Annotated in this window: 16 protein-coding genes; 9 read left to right on the top strand and 7 right to left on the bottom strand. The window is 70.5% G+C overall.

Annotated features, from left to right (window positions below):
- Positions 1 to 38: 38 nt before the first annotated feature.
- From ON39_RS23500 to ON39_RS23490, 3 genes are read left to right on the top strand one after another with little or no spacing between them, the layout of a single operon-like run.
- Positions 39 to 1,283, top strand: a complete 1,245-nt coding sequence (locus ON39_RS23500) for an AAA family ATPase (protein ID WP_040737630.1) — start codon at positions 39 to 41, stop codon at positions 1,281 to 1,283.
- A gap of 38 nt (positions 1,284 to 1,321) precedes the next feature.
- Positions 1,322 to 1,657, top strand: coding sequence for a hypothetical protein (locus ON39_RS23495; RefSeq protein WP_040737708.1), 336 nt, complete (start codon positions 1,322 to 1,324; stop codon positions 1,655 to 1,657).
- A 50-nt stretch (positions 1,658 to 1,707) separates the two neighbouring features.
- Complete coding sequence (locus ON39_RS23490) at positions 1,708 to 2,232, top strand: GNAT family N-acetyltransferase (protein ID WP_051186954.1); 525 nt, start codon at positions 1,708 to 1,710, stop codon at positions 2,230 to 2,232.
- A 10-nt stretch (positions 2,233 to 2,242) separates the two neighbouring features.
- Here ON39_RS23490 and ON39_RS23485 read toward each other — a convergent pair whose 3' ends face one another.
- Complete coding sequence (locus tag ON39_RS23485; RefSeq protein ID WP_014987212.1) at positions 2,243 to 2,893, bottom strand: ACT domain-containing protein; 651 nt, start codon at positions 2,891 to 2,893, stop codon at positions 2,243 to 2,245.
- A gap of 394 nt (positions 2,894 to 3,287) precedes the next feature.
- Here ON39_RS23485 and gatC point away from each other — a divergent pair, with 394 nt between their 5' ends.
- Both gatC and gatA read left to right on the top strand, forming a co-directional pair.
- Positions 3,288 to 3,587, top strand: a complete 300-nt coding sequence (gene gatC / locus ON39_RS23480; protein WP_040737629.1) for an Asp-tRNA(Asn)/Glu-tRNA(Gln) amidotransferase subunit GatC — start codon at positions 3,288 to 3,290, stop codon at positions 3,585 to 3,587.
- Positions 3,584 to 5,056, top strand: a complete 1,473-nt coding sequence (gatA, locus tag ON39_RS23475) for an Asp-tRNA(Asn)/Glu-tRNA(Gln) amidotransferase subunit GatA (protein ID WP_040737628.1) — start codon at positions 3,584 to 3,586, stop codon at positions 5,054 to 5,056. The genes gatC and gatA overlap by 4 nt, the downstream gene beginning before the upstream one ends.
- Before the next feature lie 170 nt (positions 5,057 to 5,226).
- Here gatA and ON39_RS23470 read toward each other — a convergent pair whose 3' ends face one another.
- On the bottom strand, positions 5,227 to 6,072 hold the full coding sequence (locus tag ON39_RS23470; RefSeq protein WP_040737706.1) for an SDR family NAD(P)-dependent oxidoreductase: 846 nt from the start codon (positions 6,070 to 6,072) through the stop codon (positions 5,227 to 5,229).
- 110 nt (positions 6,073 to 6,182) lie between these two features.
- Between ON39_RS23470 and ON39_RS23465 the strand changes: the two genes are divergently transcribed.
- Positions 6,183 to 6,770, top strand: coding sequence for a TetR/AcrR family transcriptional regulator (locus ON39_RS23465; RefSeq protein WP_040737627.1), 588 nt, complete (start codon positions 6,183 to 6,185; stop codon positions 6,768 to 6,770).
- A 95-nt stretch (positions 6,771 to 6,865) separates the two neighbouring features.
- Here the strand turns inward: ON39_RS23465 and ON39_RS23460 are convergent, their stop codons facing one another.
- Genes ON39_RS23460 through ON39_RS23450 form a run of 3 tightly spaced genes read right to left on the bottom strand, consistent with a single transcriptional unit; the run spans position 6,866 to position 9,595 of the window.
- Positions 6,866 to 7,309, bottom strand: a complete 444-nt coding sequence (locus tag ON39_RS23460; protein ID WP_040737626.1) for an SRPBCC domain-containing protein — start codon at positions 7,307 to 7,309, stop codon at positions 6,866 to 6,868.
- 37 nt (positions 7,310 to 7,346) lie between these two features.
- A complete protein-coding gene (locus ON39_RS23455) occupies positions 7,347 to 8,807 on the bottom strand; it encodes an alpha/beta-hydrolase family protein (protein WP_083894646.1) in 1,461 nt (486 codons plus the stop codon).
- Positions 8,804 to 9,595, bottom strand: a complete 792-nt coding sequence (locus ON39_RS23450; protein ID WP_051186953.1) for a hypothetical protein — start codon at positions 9,593 to 9,595, stop codon at positions 8,804 to 8,806. The genes ON39_RS23455 and ON39_RS23450 overlap by 4 nt, the downstream gene beginning before the upstream one ends.
- Before the next feature lie 167 nt (positions 9,596 to 9,762).
- Here ON39_RS23450 and ON39_RS23445 point away from each other — a divergent pair, with 167 nt between their 5' ends.
- Positions 9,763 to 10,977 (top strand): sensor histidine kinase, encoded by a 1,215-nt coding sequence (locus ON39_RS23445; RefSeq protein ID WP_246002938.1) that lies wholly within the window; start codon positions 9,763 to 9,765, stop codon positions 10,975 to 10,977.
- A 42-nt stretch (positions 10,978 to 11,019) separates the two neighbouring features.
- Positions 11,020 to 11,685, top strand: a complete 666-nt coding sequence (locus ON39_RS23440; RefSeq protein WP_040737625.1) for a response regulator — start codon at positions 11,020 to 11,022, stop codon at positions 11,683 to 11,685.
- Positions 11,686 to 11,811: 126 nt separating this feature from the next.
- Here ON39_RS23440 and ON39_RS23435 read toward each other — a convergent pair whose 3' ends face one another.
- The gene (locus tag ON39_RS23435) at positions 11,812 to 12,714 is read right to left on the bottom strand and encodes a serine hydrolase (RefSeq protein WP_040737624.1); all 903 of its coding nucleotides are present in this window, start codon (positions 12,712 to 12,714) and stop codon (positions 11,812 to 11,814) included.
- Between the two features lie 241 nt (positions 12,715 to 12,955).
- Between ON39_RS23435 and ON39_RS23430 the strand changes: the two genes are divergently transcribed.
- Positions 12,956 to 14,791 (top strand): serine/threonine-protein kinase, encoded by a 1,836-nt coding sequence (locus ON39_RS23430; protein ID WP_051186952.1) that lies wholly within the window; start codon positions 12,956 to 12,958, stop codon positions 14,789 to 14,791.
- A gap of 10 nt (positions 14,792 to 14,801) precedes the next feature.
- Here the strand turns inward: ON39_RS23430 and ON39_RS23425 are convergent.
- A partial coding sequence (locus ON39_RS23425; RefSeq protein ID WP_040737623.1) for an ABC transporter permease occupies positions 14,802 to 15,770 on the bottom strand: 969 nt, incomplete at its 5' end.

The following is a 15,770-nucleotide window of genomic DNA, read 5'->3' as shown; positions in this document are numbered from 1 at the left end:
CTGTCGAGGCGGCGCAGCGGAGACGACAGGATGGCGGGATGCTGCGCAGTTTTCAGGTGACCAATCACAGATCGCTGGCCGAGGAGCAGGAACTCCGGCTGACCAAGGGCGGCGGCCCGGTGGCGGTGCCGGTGACCGCGATCCACGGCGCCGCCGCGGCGGGCAAGACGAACCTGATCGACGCGCTCGCGCAGATGCGCGACGCGGTGCTGCACTCGGTGACCGGCTGGGATCCCTATGCAGGCCCCGTGCGGTCGCCGCACCTCGGGTTTGCCGATCGCCCTTCGGAATTCGTGGCGTCGTTCGTCGCGGAGGGGGTGCCCTACACTTACGGCTTCCGGCTCGACAACGCCGACGTGACGGCCGAGTGGTTGCACACGCAGCCGCGCTCGCGCAAGCGAATCGTGTTCGAGCGCAACGGAGAACAGATCAAGATCGGTCCGATGTTCGAGGCGGCCCGCTACGGGATCGCCGCGCTGGTTCCGCTGGTGCGCCCGAATGCCTTGCTGCTCAGCCTCGCCGGGCAGATGTACGCCGACGCGCTGGTGCCCGCCTACCGCTGGTTCGAGTCGATGCTGGAGGTGCAACTCGGCGCGGCCGATCCGGCCGCCGTCGCGCATCGGCTCGGCGGCCACCTCTCCCGCTCGCCGGAGAACGCGGCCCGCCTGCTCCTGCTGCTGCGCACCGCCGGGCTCGGCCTCACCGACCTGCTCATCGCGGACAACGACCCCATGTACGCGGACTACCTGCGCGACCTCGACGCCGACATCGCCGCGCTCGCCGAGCAGATCGACCTGTGCGCCACCTCGCCCGACGTCGCCGACCGGCTGCTGCGGGAGAACGGACTCACACCCGTGCTGCTCGAGCGCGAGCTGACCAATATGCAGGCCGCCAGGGACGCCCTGTACGCGCGGATGGTCGCCCGGCGCGGCGTCGGCCTCGGCCTCGTGCACGACGGCATCGACAACCCCTTCGACATCACCGACGAATCCACCGCGACGCTGTCGCTGCTGCGCGCCCTGCCCACCATGCTCGACGCGCTCGACTCCGGCCGCGTCCTGGCCGTCGACGACCTCGGCGCGCACCTGCCCGCCGAGGAGACCGACCGCCTGATCCAGCTGTTCCAGAACCCGGAGACCAATTCCCGTGGCGCCCAACTGATCTACACCACGAACAACCGCGCCCTGATCGATCGGGGCAACGGCCGCTCGTCGCGCACCCGCAGCGCCGTCTGGCAGGTGCGCCGCACCGAGCACGGCGCCAGCGAGATCGCCGCAGTGTAGGCGCGGGTTCGTCCGCCGAGGGCAATAGCATGGCGGGCATGCTGGAGTTCGGAATGCTGCTGATCATGATCGTCGCCCTGGTCGGTACGGTCGCGATCTATCTGCGCGGGCGCGGTACGCGACCGCCCGCGCAGGCGGAGACCGGAACGCTCTACATCACCGGAGTGAGCCCGCGGCCGCACGACCTGACCGGCGAGCAGTACGTGACCATCACCGGCAACGTGACCGGCCCCACGGTGCAGGGCGCCGTCGTCTACGGCCGCTTCGCCTGGGACGTGAACGCCTGGCCGGCGATCGGCGACGTCCTCACCGTCGCGTACCCGGCGGGCAAGCCGGAGCGCTGGCGCATCGTCGGGGCCGGTCTCGGTTCCTGAGGTGCATGTGTGACGTAGACCGTTCTACGTCGAATGGCACGATGCCGGGTATGGACAAGGCAGGTAGCGGCGCGGGGAACGCGGGCTTGGTGATCCGCACGGCCCGCGCGGACGAGTACGCGGCGGTGGCGGAGCTGACAGTCGAGGTCTATGTCGGCGAGGGTTTCGTCCGCCCGGGTAGCCCGTACGCGGCCGAGCTGGCCGACACCGCGCACCGCGGCGCGTCCGCGCAGATCCTGGTGGCCACGCACGCCGATCGAGTCGTCGGCTCGCTCACCGTCGCCCGGCCCGGCACGCCCTACGCGGAGATCGCGCTGCCCGGCGAGCTCGAGTTCCGCATGCTCGCCGTGGCCAAGACGGCCCGCGGACTGGGGGCGGGAACGGCGTTGGTACGCACCGTGATCGACACCGCGAGGGCCGAAAACTTCGGTGCCGTAGCGCTTACCACGATGCCGGCCATGACCGATGCCCGCCGCATCTACGACCGCTTCGGTTTCGTGCGCGCCCCCGAGCGCGATTGGCGTACTCCCGCAGGCGAACTCCTCACCGTCCTGCGGCTGGACCTGGCGGCCTGAAACGAACGACTCAGCCGAGAACGGTGGCGACGATGCCTGCGAGGTAGCCGAGGCGCGCGACCTCCGACGGGCGGAAATCGGGGCCGCCGGGGCGGCCGAGCAGCAGCACCTTGCCGGTGTTGCCGAGCGGCGCGGCGGCGAGTTTGGTGTCCATGTCGCGCCAGATCTCGGGCACCCACTCGGACTCCGGGTCGAGAATGGCCGGCTTCTCCAGCGGCATCCACGGTGCCGAACCCGCCTGTGTCTCCGGCGCACTCGGGCTGCCGACCACGCGGTAGGCGCCCTGCGGGCCCATGTCGATGATGGTGCTCCAGCCGACGCGCAGCACCCTCGGCACGCCGTCGACGAGCACCTGCAGCCGGTCGTCCTTGGCGCTGGCGACCTGGTCGATGAGTTCGAGTTCGCGGTGGGTGTCCAGCACGCCGGAGTACGGGCGGATGGAGTCGACGCGCACGTCGCCGATCGACTCGGCGGCGGTGATCAACGTGTCGGGCAGCGCGCCCTGCGGCACCTCGACCACGAGATCGTCCACGGCGAAACCGGCCCCGCGCTCCACCACGTCCAACGAGAGGATGTCGGCGCCGACGGAGCCGAGGGCGAGCGCGAGAGCGCCGAGGCTTCCCGGTCGATCCGGAAGTTGCACGCGGAGCAGATACGACACGTGCGTTCCTTTCCTAGGGCGGCCGAGGCTCTGAACGGATACCCGGGTCACGCAATACTTACACCCCTGGGGCCGGGTTATCGACCCGAAGTAACACCAGTGATGTACGCCACGCGGCGATTTCGTGACAATACGGCGTGTCGAGCTAGTTCGCGAAACCGTGTCGTCGGACCGCGCCGGTGGAGATCGGCACAAGGCGCGACCGAATCGGTGCCGTGCGCCGCGAGACCAGCCTACCGCCGAGCTCCGACATGGGCGGCGGCTGCGGCCGCACCGTCACTGGCTAGGCTGTACGGGTTGTGTGGCTTGTCTGCGAGAGCGGTGCTTGTCTACGCGATTACGTCGTGGTCACGCGATGTGAACTGTTGAAACCGAAGCCGAAAGGGGTCCCGCGGTGCCCGCCATCTCCCGTGACGAGGTAGCACACCTCGCCCGGCTGTCCCGGCTCGCGCTGTCCGAAGCCGAACTCGATCAGTTCGCCGGCCAGCTGGATTCGATCCTGAGCCACGTGCGATCCATCTCCGAGGTCGCCGCCGCCGATGTCCCGGCCACCGCGTCCCCGAATCCGACGACGAACGTGACCCGGCCCGACGTGGTCGTGCCCTGCCTGACGCCGGGTCAGGCGCTGTCCGGCGCGCCCGCGGCCGAGGACCAGAAGTTCGTGGTTCCGCAGATCTTGGGAGAGGCAGAATGACTGAGCTGACCGGGCTTTCCGCCGCGGAGCTCGCCGGCAAGATCCACGGCGGCGAGGTGTCCTCGGTGGAGGTCACCCGCGCGCATCTGGATCGGATCGCCGAGGTCGACGGCGAGTACCACGCCTTCCTGCACGTGGCGGGGGAGCAGGCGCTCGAGGCCGCGGCCGCGGTGGACTCCGCGCTCGCCGCCGGCACCGCGCCCGCCTCGCCGCTGGCCGGAGTTCCGTTGGCGCTCAAGGACGTTTTCACCACCACCGACATGCCGACCACCTGTGGGTCGAAGATCCTCGAGGGCTGGGTGTCGCCCTACGACGCGACGCTGACCGCCCGGCTGCGCGCGGCGGGCATCCCCATCCTCGGCAAGACCAACATGGACGAGTTCGCGATGGGTTCGTCCACCGAGAACTCCGCCTACGGCCCGACCCGCAACCCGTGGGACACCACGCGCATCCCCGGCGGCTCCGGCGGCGGCTCCGCGGCCGCGCTGGCCTCGAACCAGGCCCCGCTGGCCATCGGCACCGACACCGGCGGCTCGATCCGCCAGCCCGCCGCGGTGACGGCGACCGTCGGCACCAAGCCGACCTACGGCACGGTCTCGCGCTACGGCCTGGTCGCGTGCGCGTCCTCGCTGGATCAGGGCGGACCCTGCGGCCGGACGGTGCTGGACACCGCGCTGCTGCACGAGGTGATCGCCGGTTACGACCCGCGCGACTCCACCTCGCGCGACGTGCCCGTGCCGCCGGTCGTCGCGGCGGCCCGCGAGGGCGCCAAAGGCGACCTCAGCGGCGTGAAAGTCGGTGTGGTGAAGGAACTTCACTCCGACAGCTACCAGCCGGGCGTCCTCGAGTCGTTCGACGCCGCCGTCGCGGTGCTGAAGGATCTCGGCGCCGAGGTGATCGAGGTGTCCTGTCCGCACTTCGAATACGGCCTGTCCGCCTACTACCTGGTGATGCCGTCGGAGGTGTCGTCGAACCTGGCGCGCTTCGACGCGATGCGCTACGGGCTGCGCGTGGGCGACGACGGGTCGCACAGCGCCGAGCAGGTCATGGCGGCCACCCGGGCCGCAGGCTTCGGCCCGGAAGTGAAGCGCCGCATCATGATCGGCACCTACGCGCTGTCGGCCGGCTACTACGACGCCTACTACGGCCAGGCGCTGAAGGTTCGCACGCTGATCGCGCGCGACTTCGACAAGGCCTACGAGCAGGTCGACGTGCTGGTCTCGCCGACGAGCCCGTTCACGCCGTGGAAGCTGGGCGAGAAGGTCGACGACCCGCTGGCCATGTACCTGTCCGACCTGTGCACCCTGCCGACCAACCTGGCGGGCCACCCAGCGATGTCGGTCCCGTCCGGCCTGAGCAAGGACGACGGGCTCCCGGTCGGCTTCCAGATCATGGCCCCGGCCCTGGCCGACGACCGGCTTTACCGCGTCGGCGCGGCCTATGAGGCGGCCCGGGGCCCCATCGCCTGACGGGCTTCGCACCTCCTCGTCGGGACTTCGCACCGAAACCGGCTGTGAAGTCCCGACGAAGTAGGTGAAGTGCCCACCCGGTGCACTGGATCGTGAGACGGCCAGAGCGATCCGAATCATCAGGCCGCCAAGCGAATCCGGACGCCGTGCGATCGGCCGAACCCGAATCGTCAGGCCGGCCAGGTGAATTCCGGGTCCTTCAAGTAGTCCTGGCGGCGCTGGTCCAGTGCCATCGCGACCATCTGGTGCGCGCCGGGTCCGATGATCTTGCGGACCGGCGGATCGGCCTCGTTCACCAGCGCGATGAGTCCGGCCGCGCCGACCTCCGGTGCCGCCTCCTTCCACTCGGACTCGTAGTCGGACGCGGGCGGCGGCGCGCTCGGGTCCGGGTAGTCCGGCATGCCGAGAATGCCGGTGCGCACCTGTTCGTAGGCGGGCAGCGCCGTGCCGAACTTCATGCTCGTCTTGGCCCAGTCGGTGTCGAAGCCGCCCATCTGGGCGAGGGTGACCGCGATGCCGAACGGGCGCAACTCGTCGGCGAGCGAGGCGCTGAAGCCCTCCAGCGCCCACTTGCTGGCGTTGTACAGGCCGAACAGCGGCAGGCTGCCGACCGCGCCGACGGTCGAGATCTGCACGATGTGGCCGGAGCCCTGTGCGCGCAGGTGCGGCACGGCCGCCTGGGAAACCCACAGCGCGCCATAGAAATTGGTGTCCATCTGGTCGCGGATCTGGGCCTCGGTGAGTTCCTCGATCGCGCCGACCAGGCCGTAGCCCGCGTTGTTGACGATCACGTCGATGGCGCCCGTCAGCGCGAAAGCCTTGTCGACGGTGGCGATCACGCCGTCGCGGTCGCGAACGTCCAAGGGCAGCACGGTGAGTCGCTCATCGGTGAGGTCGGCCATGGAGCGCGGGTCGCGAGCGGTCGCGACGACGCGGTCACCCTCGGCGAGCGCGGCCACGGTGAAGGCCCGGCCGAGTCCGCGGTTGGCGCCGGTGATGAACCATGTTCTGGTCATGCGGATGATCCTTTCGTCGCGAGACGCCCCGTCTCGTTGGACGATCATGCCTAGCCGGCGCCCGGATGTCAATACGAGACGTATCGTCTCGTTGCTGTTACCCTGACCACATGCCCGCCACGCCCAGCGCCGCGCGCCGCAGCGAACGCGCCCGCGCCGCGATTCTCGCCGCCGCCACCGAGCTCATCCGTGAACTGCCCTACGCGAAACTCAGCGTCGAGGCCATCGCCGCCCGCGCCGGAGTCGGCAAACAGACCATCTATCGCTGGTGGCCGTCCAAGGGCGCGGTCGTCTTCGACGCCATGCTCGAACTCGACTCGGGCCCAGAGGGTCTCGCGCTCCCCGACACCGGCGATATCGCCGCCGATCTGCGCGCCCTGCTGCGCGGCTCGGTCGCCGCGCTCACCGACCCCGGTTTCGAGTCGTTCCTGCGCGCGCTCTACATCGAGATCCAGCAGGACCCCGAGATCGGCGCCGCCTACCGCGAGCGCCTGCTGCTCCCCGAGCGCGCCGCCATCGCCGACCGCTTGGCCGCCGGCGTGCGGTCCGGCGAACTGCGCCAGGACCTCGACCTCGAACTGGCCACCGATCTACTCCTCGGCCCCATCCAAAGCCGCTGGTCCCTCGGTCTCGGCGGCCTCACGGAGTCCTACGCCGACGCGGCACTCGACGCGGCGCTGGCCTTCCTGCGCGCCTGACCATAGAAAAATGCGCTCCTGCACACGTTCTCGTGGTGTGCAAGGCGGAAGGAATCAGCCGCCGCGCTCGGGTTGGTCATGCCCGCCTGCGCGGGTCAACCCGCGCGGAGCGACTCGGCCCGTTCCTCGACGCCCGCCGTCATGCCCGCGAAGCCGCGCCGGAGGTGCTTGCCGAGCAATGCCACCACGAGCGGGTGCAGCCAGCCGTCGAGTTCGAAGTGGGACTCGTAGCGGGTGCGGTCGTCGTCGAGTGGGGTGACGGTGTGTGAGCGCAGACTGTGCAGCGCGCCGAACGGAACCGGCTTCATCGCGTAGCTCAGCTCGCGGCCCGGAGTGTGCGAGCGGATGTACTCGCGCTGACGGCGCGGGCGAGAGCCGAGGTGCACCAGCATGTCGATCGGCTCGCCGGGGACCAGCGAGCTGCGGCATTCGCTGACGAAGGGGTTCCACTCGCCGTAGCGGTCGAAGTCGGTGATCACCTGCCAGACGAGTTCGGCGGGCGCGTCGATGTCTACGGTCACGTCGATGACGAATGCCATGGGCACAATTAGAACATGTTCTATGCCGCGGGCGTCGTCAGCAGGTGCCCATGGCGGTGCCCTGGTCTACGCCGTAGCGGTGGCCGTGGCCGGCGGGCGCGTCGAGGGCCGCGAGCAGGTCGGCGGTCGTCTGTACGAAGCTGACCACCGGAAGCCATTGCGGCCGTGGAGCGTCCGTGCGGGCGCCGGTCAGGTCCGGCGCGCGCCACAGCAGCGCGGGGGACCAGTGCACCACCGGGTCCGAGCTGTTGCTCAGCACGGTCGCCCCGGCGCGGTGCACCTGTCCGGCGGGCGGCCCGGCCCACAGCGCGGCGCAGGTGCGGCGATTCTGATCCGCGTCGTCGGCGAAGACCGAGCTGCCGCCGAGGGCGCCGAGGCTCTGTCCGTAGACGTAGAGCGCGGGCTTGTGCTCTAGCGCGCGGATCCGGTGCTCGACGGCGGTGAACAGCGCCCGCGCGGCGGCGACCGCCTCGTCGCGGCCGAAGACGAAGGTCACCCAGCTCGGCGCGTAGGAGTACTGCAGGCCGACGAGCGCGACGTCGCCGCCGAAGCGCTGATCGAGGCCCCGCACGGCGTTGCCGTCGATCCAGCCCGAGCCGGTCGGCACCATCACCACCAGGTTCGAGCGCTGGAAGGCGCCGGAACGCTCCAGCTCCCGAACGGCCAGCGCGACACGGGAATCCAGGTCGGGCGCCGACTCCACCCCGACGTAGACCCGGGCCGGGCCCGGGCCGCTGACGAACTTGCGCCCCTCCGCGCCGAGCGACGCCCAGCTCACCTCGGAGCCCGCTCCGCCCGAGCTGGTGTCCGAGAAGGGTTGCACCAGAGCCGGATCCAGTTCGGCATTGGCACTGGCGTAGGACGCCTGCCGCCACCCGACCAGCGCCGGGGCCGCGACGAGGTACAGGAACGCCGTCGCCACCGCGGCGAGCGAAACCCCGCGCGCCCAGCCCAGTGTGCGCAGTGCCCAGCCCGTCGCTCGGGCGATCCCGGCGAACACGCCTACGATCAGCGCCGACTCGATCAGCCACCGGGGCCAGTAGTCGGCCCCGACGGCGGCCGTGTTCATCGCCGCCCGCACCATGTTCTGCCAATGCCACGCATGGGCGACCGCGCCGACGACCAAGGCCGACGTCGCCACCAGCGCGGGCCGTCGAAGCCGCGACAGCCGGCGATCGGTGTCGAAACCGCAGCGCCGCAGCGTGAATCGAACGATCCCCGCTATGCCCAGCGCCAGCGCGACGAGCAATCCGGTCAGGATCGCCTGCGCGCCCGGCGTACGCGGCAGCAGACCGGGCGCGAGCGAAGCCAGCGTGCCCGCCCCGATCGCGAGCGTCGTGCCGACGCGGGGCCGTGAGAACCGTTGCGCCGCCGCGGTGACCCGCTGCCGCCAGTGAGAGTCGGCCCGGCGCAACGGTGTTCGTTCGCGCGAATCCTCGAAGCCGAAAGCGGCTCCGTCGGCCGGGGCGTCGGCCGGTCGGGACAGTGTGCTGGTCATGCCTGAACCCCCAGTGCCGCCGTGCCGACCCGCATCGGGTTCGGCCGAGTCCGCTTCTTGTTCCGCATCGTGAGCACCGCGCCGAGGCCGGCCACTCCCGCGCCGATCACCCCGAGCAACTGCCAGCTGCTCGCCGAGCCCGCCTGAGCCAGGCCGAAGCCCGACTCGGCGATCGGGGCGCCGTAGCCCTGACGCCGCGAGTTCAGGTCGACGAAGGTGCTCGCGATGGTGGCCATGGCGTTGCATCGGGCCCGCGAGAACGGATCGACCCGGCTCTCGCACGACTCGTGCATGTGCCGATCGAGGGTGCTGTCCAGCGCCTGCCGCGCCCACGGGCCGAGCGTCTGGCCGCGCTGCTCGGCGTAGCGCAGCAGGTCGTAGCCGAGGTCGTGCGCCTTGCACGCGGTCTCGAACTCCGCGGGCAGCGTCACCGGCGACGAGCAGTCGCCCTGCGGGTTCACCACCAGTCCGTCGAGGGTGCTCGGCCGGTAGCCGAACTCGGCGGGGAAGTCGTCCGGGATGGCGGCAAGCGATCCGGGTCCGCCCGAGGTCAGCTCGGTGATCGCCGCGCCGGCCAAGGCGCTCTCCACCGGCGCGGACGCGCTCGCCGCCGCGGCGTGCGGGGCGGGCGCGAGGAACACGGTGGCGGCCATGGTGGTCAGGGCCGCCGCGGTCAGCGCGGCGGCCCGGCGCGTCACGAAACCGGTTGTGGCGGTGGCGGAATCGGCGGCGCCTGCGGCCGGTGCCGGCCGCGTCGTCGCGGGCCGTGCGGTGGTCGGTGTGCTCATGGGCTAGACGCTAGGAATCCGCCCCGCTCGCGGGCCTCACGCCGGAGACCGGTTTCGGTGCCACCGCTCGCGGGTGAGCCCGGTCGCGGCCTCGCACCTGGGTACGGGGTGCGAAATCACCCGGGGGTATGACGTGGCAGCACGCTGGACTTTCTAGGGTCGTAGCTATGAAGCAGCAGATCCGTGCCCAGCGCAAGCGGATGAACGGGCGAATGTGGTTCGACGCCACGACGGTGCTCGTCGCCCTCATCTTCTTCACCGTGGCGTGGCCGACGCTGCACGTCACCCACGCGGTGCCGATCGCGGTGCAGCCGTTCCTCGCGGCGCTCGCCGCCTTCCCCGTCCTGCTCGTGCGGGTCAACCCGGCGCTCGGCTGGGCGATCTCCGCGGGCTCGGGCATGCTGATCTCGCTGGCCATCCCGCACCAGCCGAACAACGACATGCCGATGCAGGTCGTGCACATCCTGTCGCTGTTCGTGCTGCTGCTCGCGGTGGCGGTGCGGGCGACGGTGCCGATCATCGGCGTCGCCTGGATCGCGACCTCGCTGCTGCTCGGCACCACGATGTCGAACGAGGGCGGCGACCTGGCCAGTTCGGTGTGGGGTTGGCCGATCGCGCTCGGCGCGGTGGTGTTGTTCGGCCTGCTCGTGCGGTGGCTGTTGCAGTCGCGCAGGCAGCTGGTGCAGCAGGAGGAGGAGACCGAGGTCGAGCGGGCCAGGCGGGCGATCCTGGAGGAGAAGGCGCGCATCGCCCGCGACCTGCACGACGTGGTGGCCCACCACATGTCGCTGGTGGTGGTGCAGGCGCAGACCGCGCCGTACCGGGTCGAGGGCGTAACCCCCGCCGCCCGTGCGGAATTCGAGTCCATCGGCGCCACCGCCCGCGAGGCGCTCAACGAGATCCGCGGCATGCTCGGCGTGCTGCGCAGCGACGGCCAGGCCCCCGAGCACACCCCGCAGCCCAAGGCCGTCGACGTGCCCGGGCTGTTCGAGGGCGCGCTGCGCGCCGGCGTGCGGATCGCGTGGACGATCGACGGACAGTTGGAGACCGTCCCCGACGGCGCGGGCCTCGCGCTGTACCGGATCACCCAGGAGTCGCTGTCGAACGCGTCACGGCACGCGCCGGAGGCGCCGATCCAGGTGCACCTGCGCGTCGGGCCGATCGTGGAGCTCATCGTCCGCAACGGCGCGACCGCCACGGTGGCCCGGCCCGTCGGCAACGGGGGCCACGGCATCGCGGGCATGCAGGCCAGGGCCGTCGCCGTCGGCGGCGAGCTCACCGCGGGCCCGCTGGAGGACGGCGGATTCGAGGTGCACGCGCGCATTCCGCTGAACATGTCGGTGACCCTCGACTCGGTGCTGCTCGGTGGGGCCGGAAACTGATCCGTCTCGCTGACCTCGGGCGGGTCCGCTTAGGGTAGGTCCGTGGCAATAACCGTATTGATCGCCGACGACCAGGCGATGGTGCGGCAGGGCTTCGGTGCCCTGCTCGCCGCCCAGACCGACATCAGCGTGGTCGGGGACGCGTCGGACGGGAAGATCGCGGTCGCCGAGGCCAAACGGCTGCGGCCCGACGTGGTTCTGATGGACGTGCGCATGCCGGAGATGAACGGGCTCGACGCGGCGCGGCACATCCTGGCCGCCGGATTCGACCCGCCGGTGCGGGTGCTGATGCTCACCACGTTCGACATCGACGACTACGTGTACGAGGCGCTGAGCATCGGCGCGAGCGGCTTCCTGCTCAAGGACGCGCCCGCCGAGGAGCTCGTGCGCGCGGTCCGGGTGGTCGCCGACGGTCAGGCGCTGCTCGCCCCGACGGTCACCCGGCGGCTCATCGCCGACGTCACCCGTCGCCGCTCGGCCACCCGCGCCAAGCCGGCGCCCGCGCTGGCCTCGCTGACGCCGCGCGAGCGCGAGGTGCTCGAGTTGATCGCCAAGGGGATGTCGAACACCGAGATCGCGGAGTCCTTGTTCGTCGCCGAGCAGACCGTGAAAACGCATGTCTCCAAGGTGTTCTCGAAGCTGAACCTGCGTGATCGCGCGCAAGCGGTGGTGCTGGCCTACGAATCGGGGCTGGTCACTCCCGGCTGAGCCGAGCAGTGCTGCCGGCCGAGCGGCGTGCGGCGCTGCCGGAACGCGCAGCGCTGGTGCGTGGGAACACGCAGTGCTGAAAGTCGGAGCACGCGGTGGCGGAGTGCGTCTCGGGCACCACTACGCTCACTGCGCGCAGGTGCCGCCGCGCAGCTCGGACAGGTGCCGGCCGAGCAGCACGGCCATCCGGCTCAGGATGGCGGTGGCGTCGTCGTAGGTGCCCGAATCGGCCTGTGCCGCAAGGGCGACGGCGACCATCCCGGATTGCGTCGGCACCACGCCGAATTGGCGGACCGTGTAGATGCCGGTGTCGTCGTCCGGCCCCCAGCCGCCCTTGAACGCCGAGCCCGCCAAAGTGCCCAGCCCCCAAGCCTGGTCGGGCGTGATCTCCGACATCAGCTCGGTCACCTTGAAGGTCTGCGGCAGGCACGGCAGCCGGGAGGCGAAGCGCACCTGGTTCGCCAGCGTCCACTCGGTCTGCCCGAAAGCCGTGTAGTCCAGCTTGGTTCGCGGCCCGGCCACGCCGGTGGTGGAGTCGCCCGCCTCGTCGAGCACCTCCTGCACCGCCTGCGCGGCCGCCATGCCGTCGCCGAGCGATTGCCAGAGTTCTTCCGCCGCATCGTTGTCCGACACTGTGATCGCGGCCTCGGCGTCTTCGAAGATGCTGGTGTCCGAGTCGTGCCGCAGTGCGGCGATGGCCAGCGGGACCTTGATGGTGGACCAGGCGATGCCGCTGGTCCAGTCGCCGAAGATGGTCATCCGGCCGCCGCCGACCGGCATGATCGCCAGGCCGACCTGACCGCCGAGAGTGGGTTGCAGCTGGGTGAAGTCGGCGGCGAGCGAGTCGGGGATGGAGACCGAGAGCCCGGGGCGAAACGATCCGGCGGTGTCGACGACCACGGCAGGCCGGTCCGCGTGGTGCCGGTCGCCGGGGAACAGCGCGCACGAGGTCAGCCCGAGCACTGCGACCACAGCGGTGCCGCGCAGCAGACCGCGCAGCGCGGAGCCTGTTCCCGTCGACTTCACCACGCGTCCTCCCCACCACCATCATTGCGTGTCATCGCTGTCAGTCGGCGGTGCAAAATTTAGCTCATCGGGTCGACCCGATCGGTAACCGGGCGTGAGGCCGTCTGGTCTCCTCCATAGTTTCACCGATTTTCCCTGAGAATTCGAAACCGCGTGGCCACAGGGTTACCCGCTATGCTCCAAGCTCTGTATGACGCGCTCGGACGTGACATCCGGGGGCCGCGGTCGACCTGAAGGGAATGCGTTGCTGACCAGCGGTGAGGTTTTCGCGGGATTCACCATCGAGAAGCTGCTCGGCCAGGGCGGCATGGGATCGGTGTATCTGGCCCGCCATCCCAGGCTGCCCCGGCAGACCGCGCTGAAGTTGCTCAATCGCGAGTTGTTCACCGACACCGAGGTGCGGGCGCGGTTCGAGCGGGAGGCCGACCTGGCCGCGCAGCTCGATCACCCCAATATCGTCGCGGTGTATGACCGGGGCACCGAGGACGATCAGCTGTGGATCTCCATGCAGTACGTCGACGGGGTCGACGCGGCGACGGTCGATCCGCGCAACCTGCCGCCCGAGCGCGCGGTGCAGATCATCGAAGGTGTCGCGGGCGCACTGGATTACGCGCACGGCATGGGGGTGCTGCACCGCGACGTGAAACCGGCGAACATCATGCTGGCCCGGTCCACCGGCGGCCATCGCGAGCGGGTGTTCCTCACCGATTTCGGAATCGCCCGGCTGCGTGAGGATTCCACGCACCTGACGCAGACCGGCATGTTCACCGCGACGCTGGCCTACGCCTCGCCGGAGCAGATGACCGGCGCGCACCTCGATCACCGCTCCGACCAGTACTCGCTCGCGTGCGCGCTGTACTGGCTGCTCACCGGGATCGCGCCGTTCGACGCGCCCGCCCCCGCCGACATCATCCGCGGGCACCTGCAGTTGCCGCCGCCGTCCGCGACCGCGCGCCGGGCCGGCCTGCCGCAGGCGCTGGACACGGTCATCGCGGTGGCGATGGCCAAACGCCCCGATCACCGTTTCGCGTCCTGCGCCGAGTTCGCCGCTGCCGCACGGCAAGCCCTCTCCGGTCAGACGCCACAGCTGCCATACATCCCGCAGCCCGCGCCGACGATGGTGGCTCCGCCGCCGAGCCAGGGACAGTACCCGGCCTCCGCGCCCTCGTACGCGACGCCGCTCGCGACAGCGGCCCCGGCCTACACCGCGCCGCCGCAGTACCCGTCCACTCGAGGTGCGGGGCAGCAGTTCCCGCCGTCCGGCGGCTATGCGGCCGCGCCGTCGAATGCCGCTGTCGGGCAGCCGTATTCGCAGGTCAATCAGGTGGGCGGCTACTCGCCGCCTAATTCCGGTGTCGGGCAAGGCTTCCCGCAGCCGATGGGCTACGCCCCACCCGGCCCCGCATACCCGCCGCCCGCTCGTCGCTCGAACACCGGCCTCATCGTGGCGATCGCGCTGATCGTGGTGGTCGTGCTCGTCGGGGCGGGCGTCGCGATAGCGACACTGGGAAAGTCGGATTCGGCGTCACCGCTGGACTTCGGCAAGCCGCCCGCGGCGGGCACGCCCGCGGAGCCGTCGACCGTCGCCAAGGCGTTCCCGGAGATCCTGCCGCAGGGTGTGGACACCCAGTTCGGATTCGGCAGCGGCAAGGGCTATCACGACAAGACCTGCTTCCTGCAGACGGCCAAGTCCGACAACAAGGTGTCCAGCGACGACGACGTGCCCGCCTTCCCGAAGTGGCAGACCGGCTGGAACTGCTGGGGCGTGCCCATCAACGAGCCCGACTTCATCGCCGTCGCCTTCGCCTCGCCCGAGGACGCCGCGGCGGCGGCGCGCGCGCTGCCGTCGAACACCAAGTCGACCGAGCGCAACGGCGGCAAGTCCTACACCACCTATCGATGGCAGAAGTCCGGCAGCGGCTTCCCGGACGGATTCCTGGTCGTCAGCTTCGAATCCGACCCGGCGCGATCGAGCTACCTGTTCTACGCCAAGGTGACGCTCACCGACTCCCAACCGGACTCCGGTTTCGGCTTGACCCAGTCGAAGTTCAAGTCGTGGTTCGCCCAGTTGCCCTTGTAGCCAACGCCTTTCAGTCGACGGCCAATGCCTCCACGATCGGCATCCGCGCCGCGCGCAGGGCGGGCGGTATCGAGCCGAGCAGCGCGAGGGCCAGCGCGAGCGAACCGTAGACCAGCAGCATCGGACTCGGCCGGTAGACGATGTCGATGGTGAGCGCGTGCGCCATGGCGATCGTGGCCAGGTACTGGACGGCGACGCCGACCACGAGACCCAGTGCGGCGCCGACCGTTCCGATCCCGGCCGCCTCGGCCAGCACCGAGCGCATGAGGAACCGGCGGGTGGTGCCCATGGCCCGCAGCACGCCGAGTTCCCTGCGGCGTTCGAGCACCGACAGCATGAGCGTGTTCAGCAGGGCGACCGTGGCCACCAGCACCACGATCCAGAGGATGGCGTTGCTCATCGCCGAGCCCTGCCGAATGCTGGAGGCGGCGGCGGTCACCGCCTCGGCCCCGGTGTCCACGGTGATCTCCGGCGGTACCAGCCGCCGGACGGCCGCGCGCACCGCGGCCCGGTCCGCGCCGGGCGCGAACTCCACGGCGACCATCGTCTCGCCGGGGCGCTCGTACCAGGTGCGCAGCTGGTCGAGGTCCATCATGACGACTCCGGACACGGCCGAGAAGTACGGAATCACCTGCAGCACAGTGACGCTGCGCTCGCCGGTCGGGGTGGGCAGGGTCAACCGCGCGCCGACGCCGATGCCGAGCGACTTCGCGATATCGCGCGAGATCGCCACGCCCGCACCGGCGGACAGGCGCGCGGCGACCTCGTCGGTCAGCATGGACATTCGAGTGTCGCGGGCCGACGGCGAAAAGCCTTGCAGCATCACCCGTCCGGTGCCGAGGGTGGCGAAGGCCATCTGCGACGGGCTGACCGCGGCGACGCCGGGCACCGCCGCGATCTGGTCGACCAGGCCGGCGGGCAGCAGCGGACCGGTCGGGAACTGCGCCATCGAGGTGGGGCTGACATAGAGATCGCTCTT

The sequence above is a fragment of the Nocardia tenerifensis NBRC 101015 genome (genome assembly GCF_000308715.1).
Taxonomy (GTDB): Bacteria; Actinomycetota; Actinomycetes; order Mycobacteriales; family Mycobacteriaceae; genus Nocardia; species Nocardia tenerifensis.
The sequence above is the reverse complement of the archived record's forward strand: the minus strand, read 5'-3'. Positions and strand labels throughout refer to the sequence as shown.

What these genes read in the sequence shown, in the direction of transcription:
- ON39_RS23500 (WP_040737630.1), top strand. Translation starts at nt 39, where the DNA reads ATGCTGCGCAGTTTTCAGGTGACCAATCACAGATCGCTGGCCGAGGAG.
- ON39_RS23495 (WP_040737708.1), top strand. Translation starts at nt 1,322, where the DNA reads ATGCTGGAGTTCGGAATGCTGCTGATCATGATCGTCGCCCTGGTCGGT.
- ON39_RS23490 (WP_051186954.1), top strand. Translation starts at nt 1,708, where the DNA reads ATGGACAAGGCAGGTAGCGGCGCGGGGAACGCGGGCTTGGTGATCCGC.
- gatA (WP_040737628.1), top strand. Translation starts at nt 3,584, where the DNA reads ATGACTGAGCTGACCGGGCTTTCCGCCGCGGAGCTCGCCGGCAAGATC.
- ON39_RS23470 (WP_040737706.1), bottom strand. Translation starts at nt 6,072, where the DNA reads ATGACCAGAACATGGTTCATCACCGGCGCCAACCGCGGACTCGGCCGG.
- ON39_RS23465 (WP_040737627.1), top strand. Translation starts at nt 6,183, where the DNA reads ATGCCCGCCACGCCCAGCGCCGCGCGCCGCAGCGAACGCGCCCGCGCC.
- ON39_RS23460 (WP_040737626.1), bottom strand. Translation starts at nt 7,309, where the DNA reads ATGGCATTCGTCATCGACGTGACCGTAGACATCGACGCGCCCGCCGAA.
- ON39_RS23455 (WP_083894646.1), bottom strand. Translation starts at nt 8,807, where the DNA reads ATGACCAGCACACTGTCCCGACCGGCCGACGCCCCGGCCGACGGAGCC.
- ON39_RS23450 (WP_051186953.1), bottom strand. Translation starts at nt 9,595, where the DNA reads ATGAGCACACCGACCACCGCACGGCCCGCGACGACGCGGCCGGCACCG.
- ON39_RS23445 (WP_246002938.1), top strand. Translation starts at nt 9,763, where the DNA reads ATGAAGCAGCAGATCCGTGCCCAGCGCAAGCGGATGAACGGGCGAATG.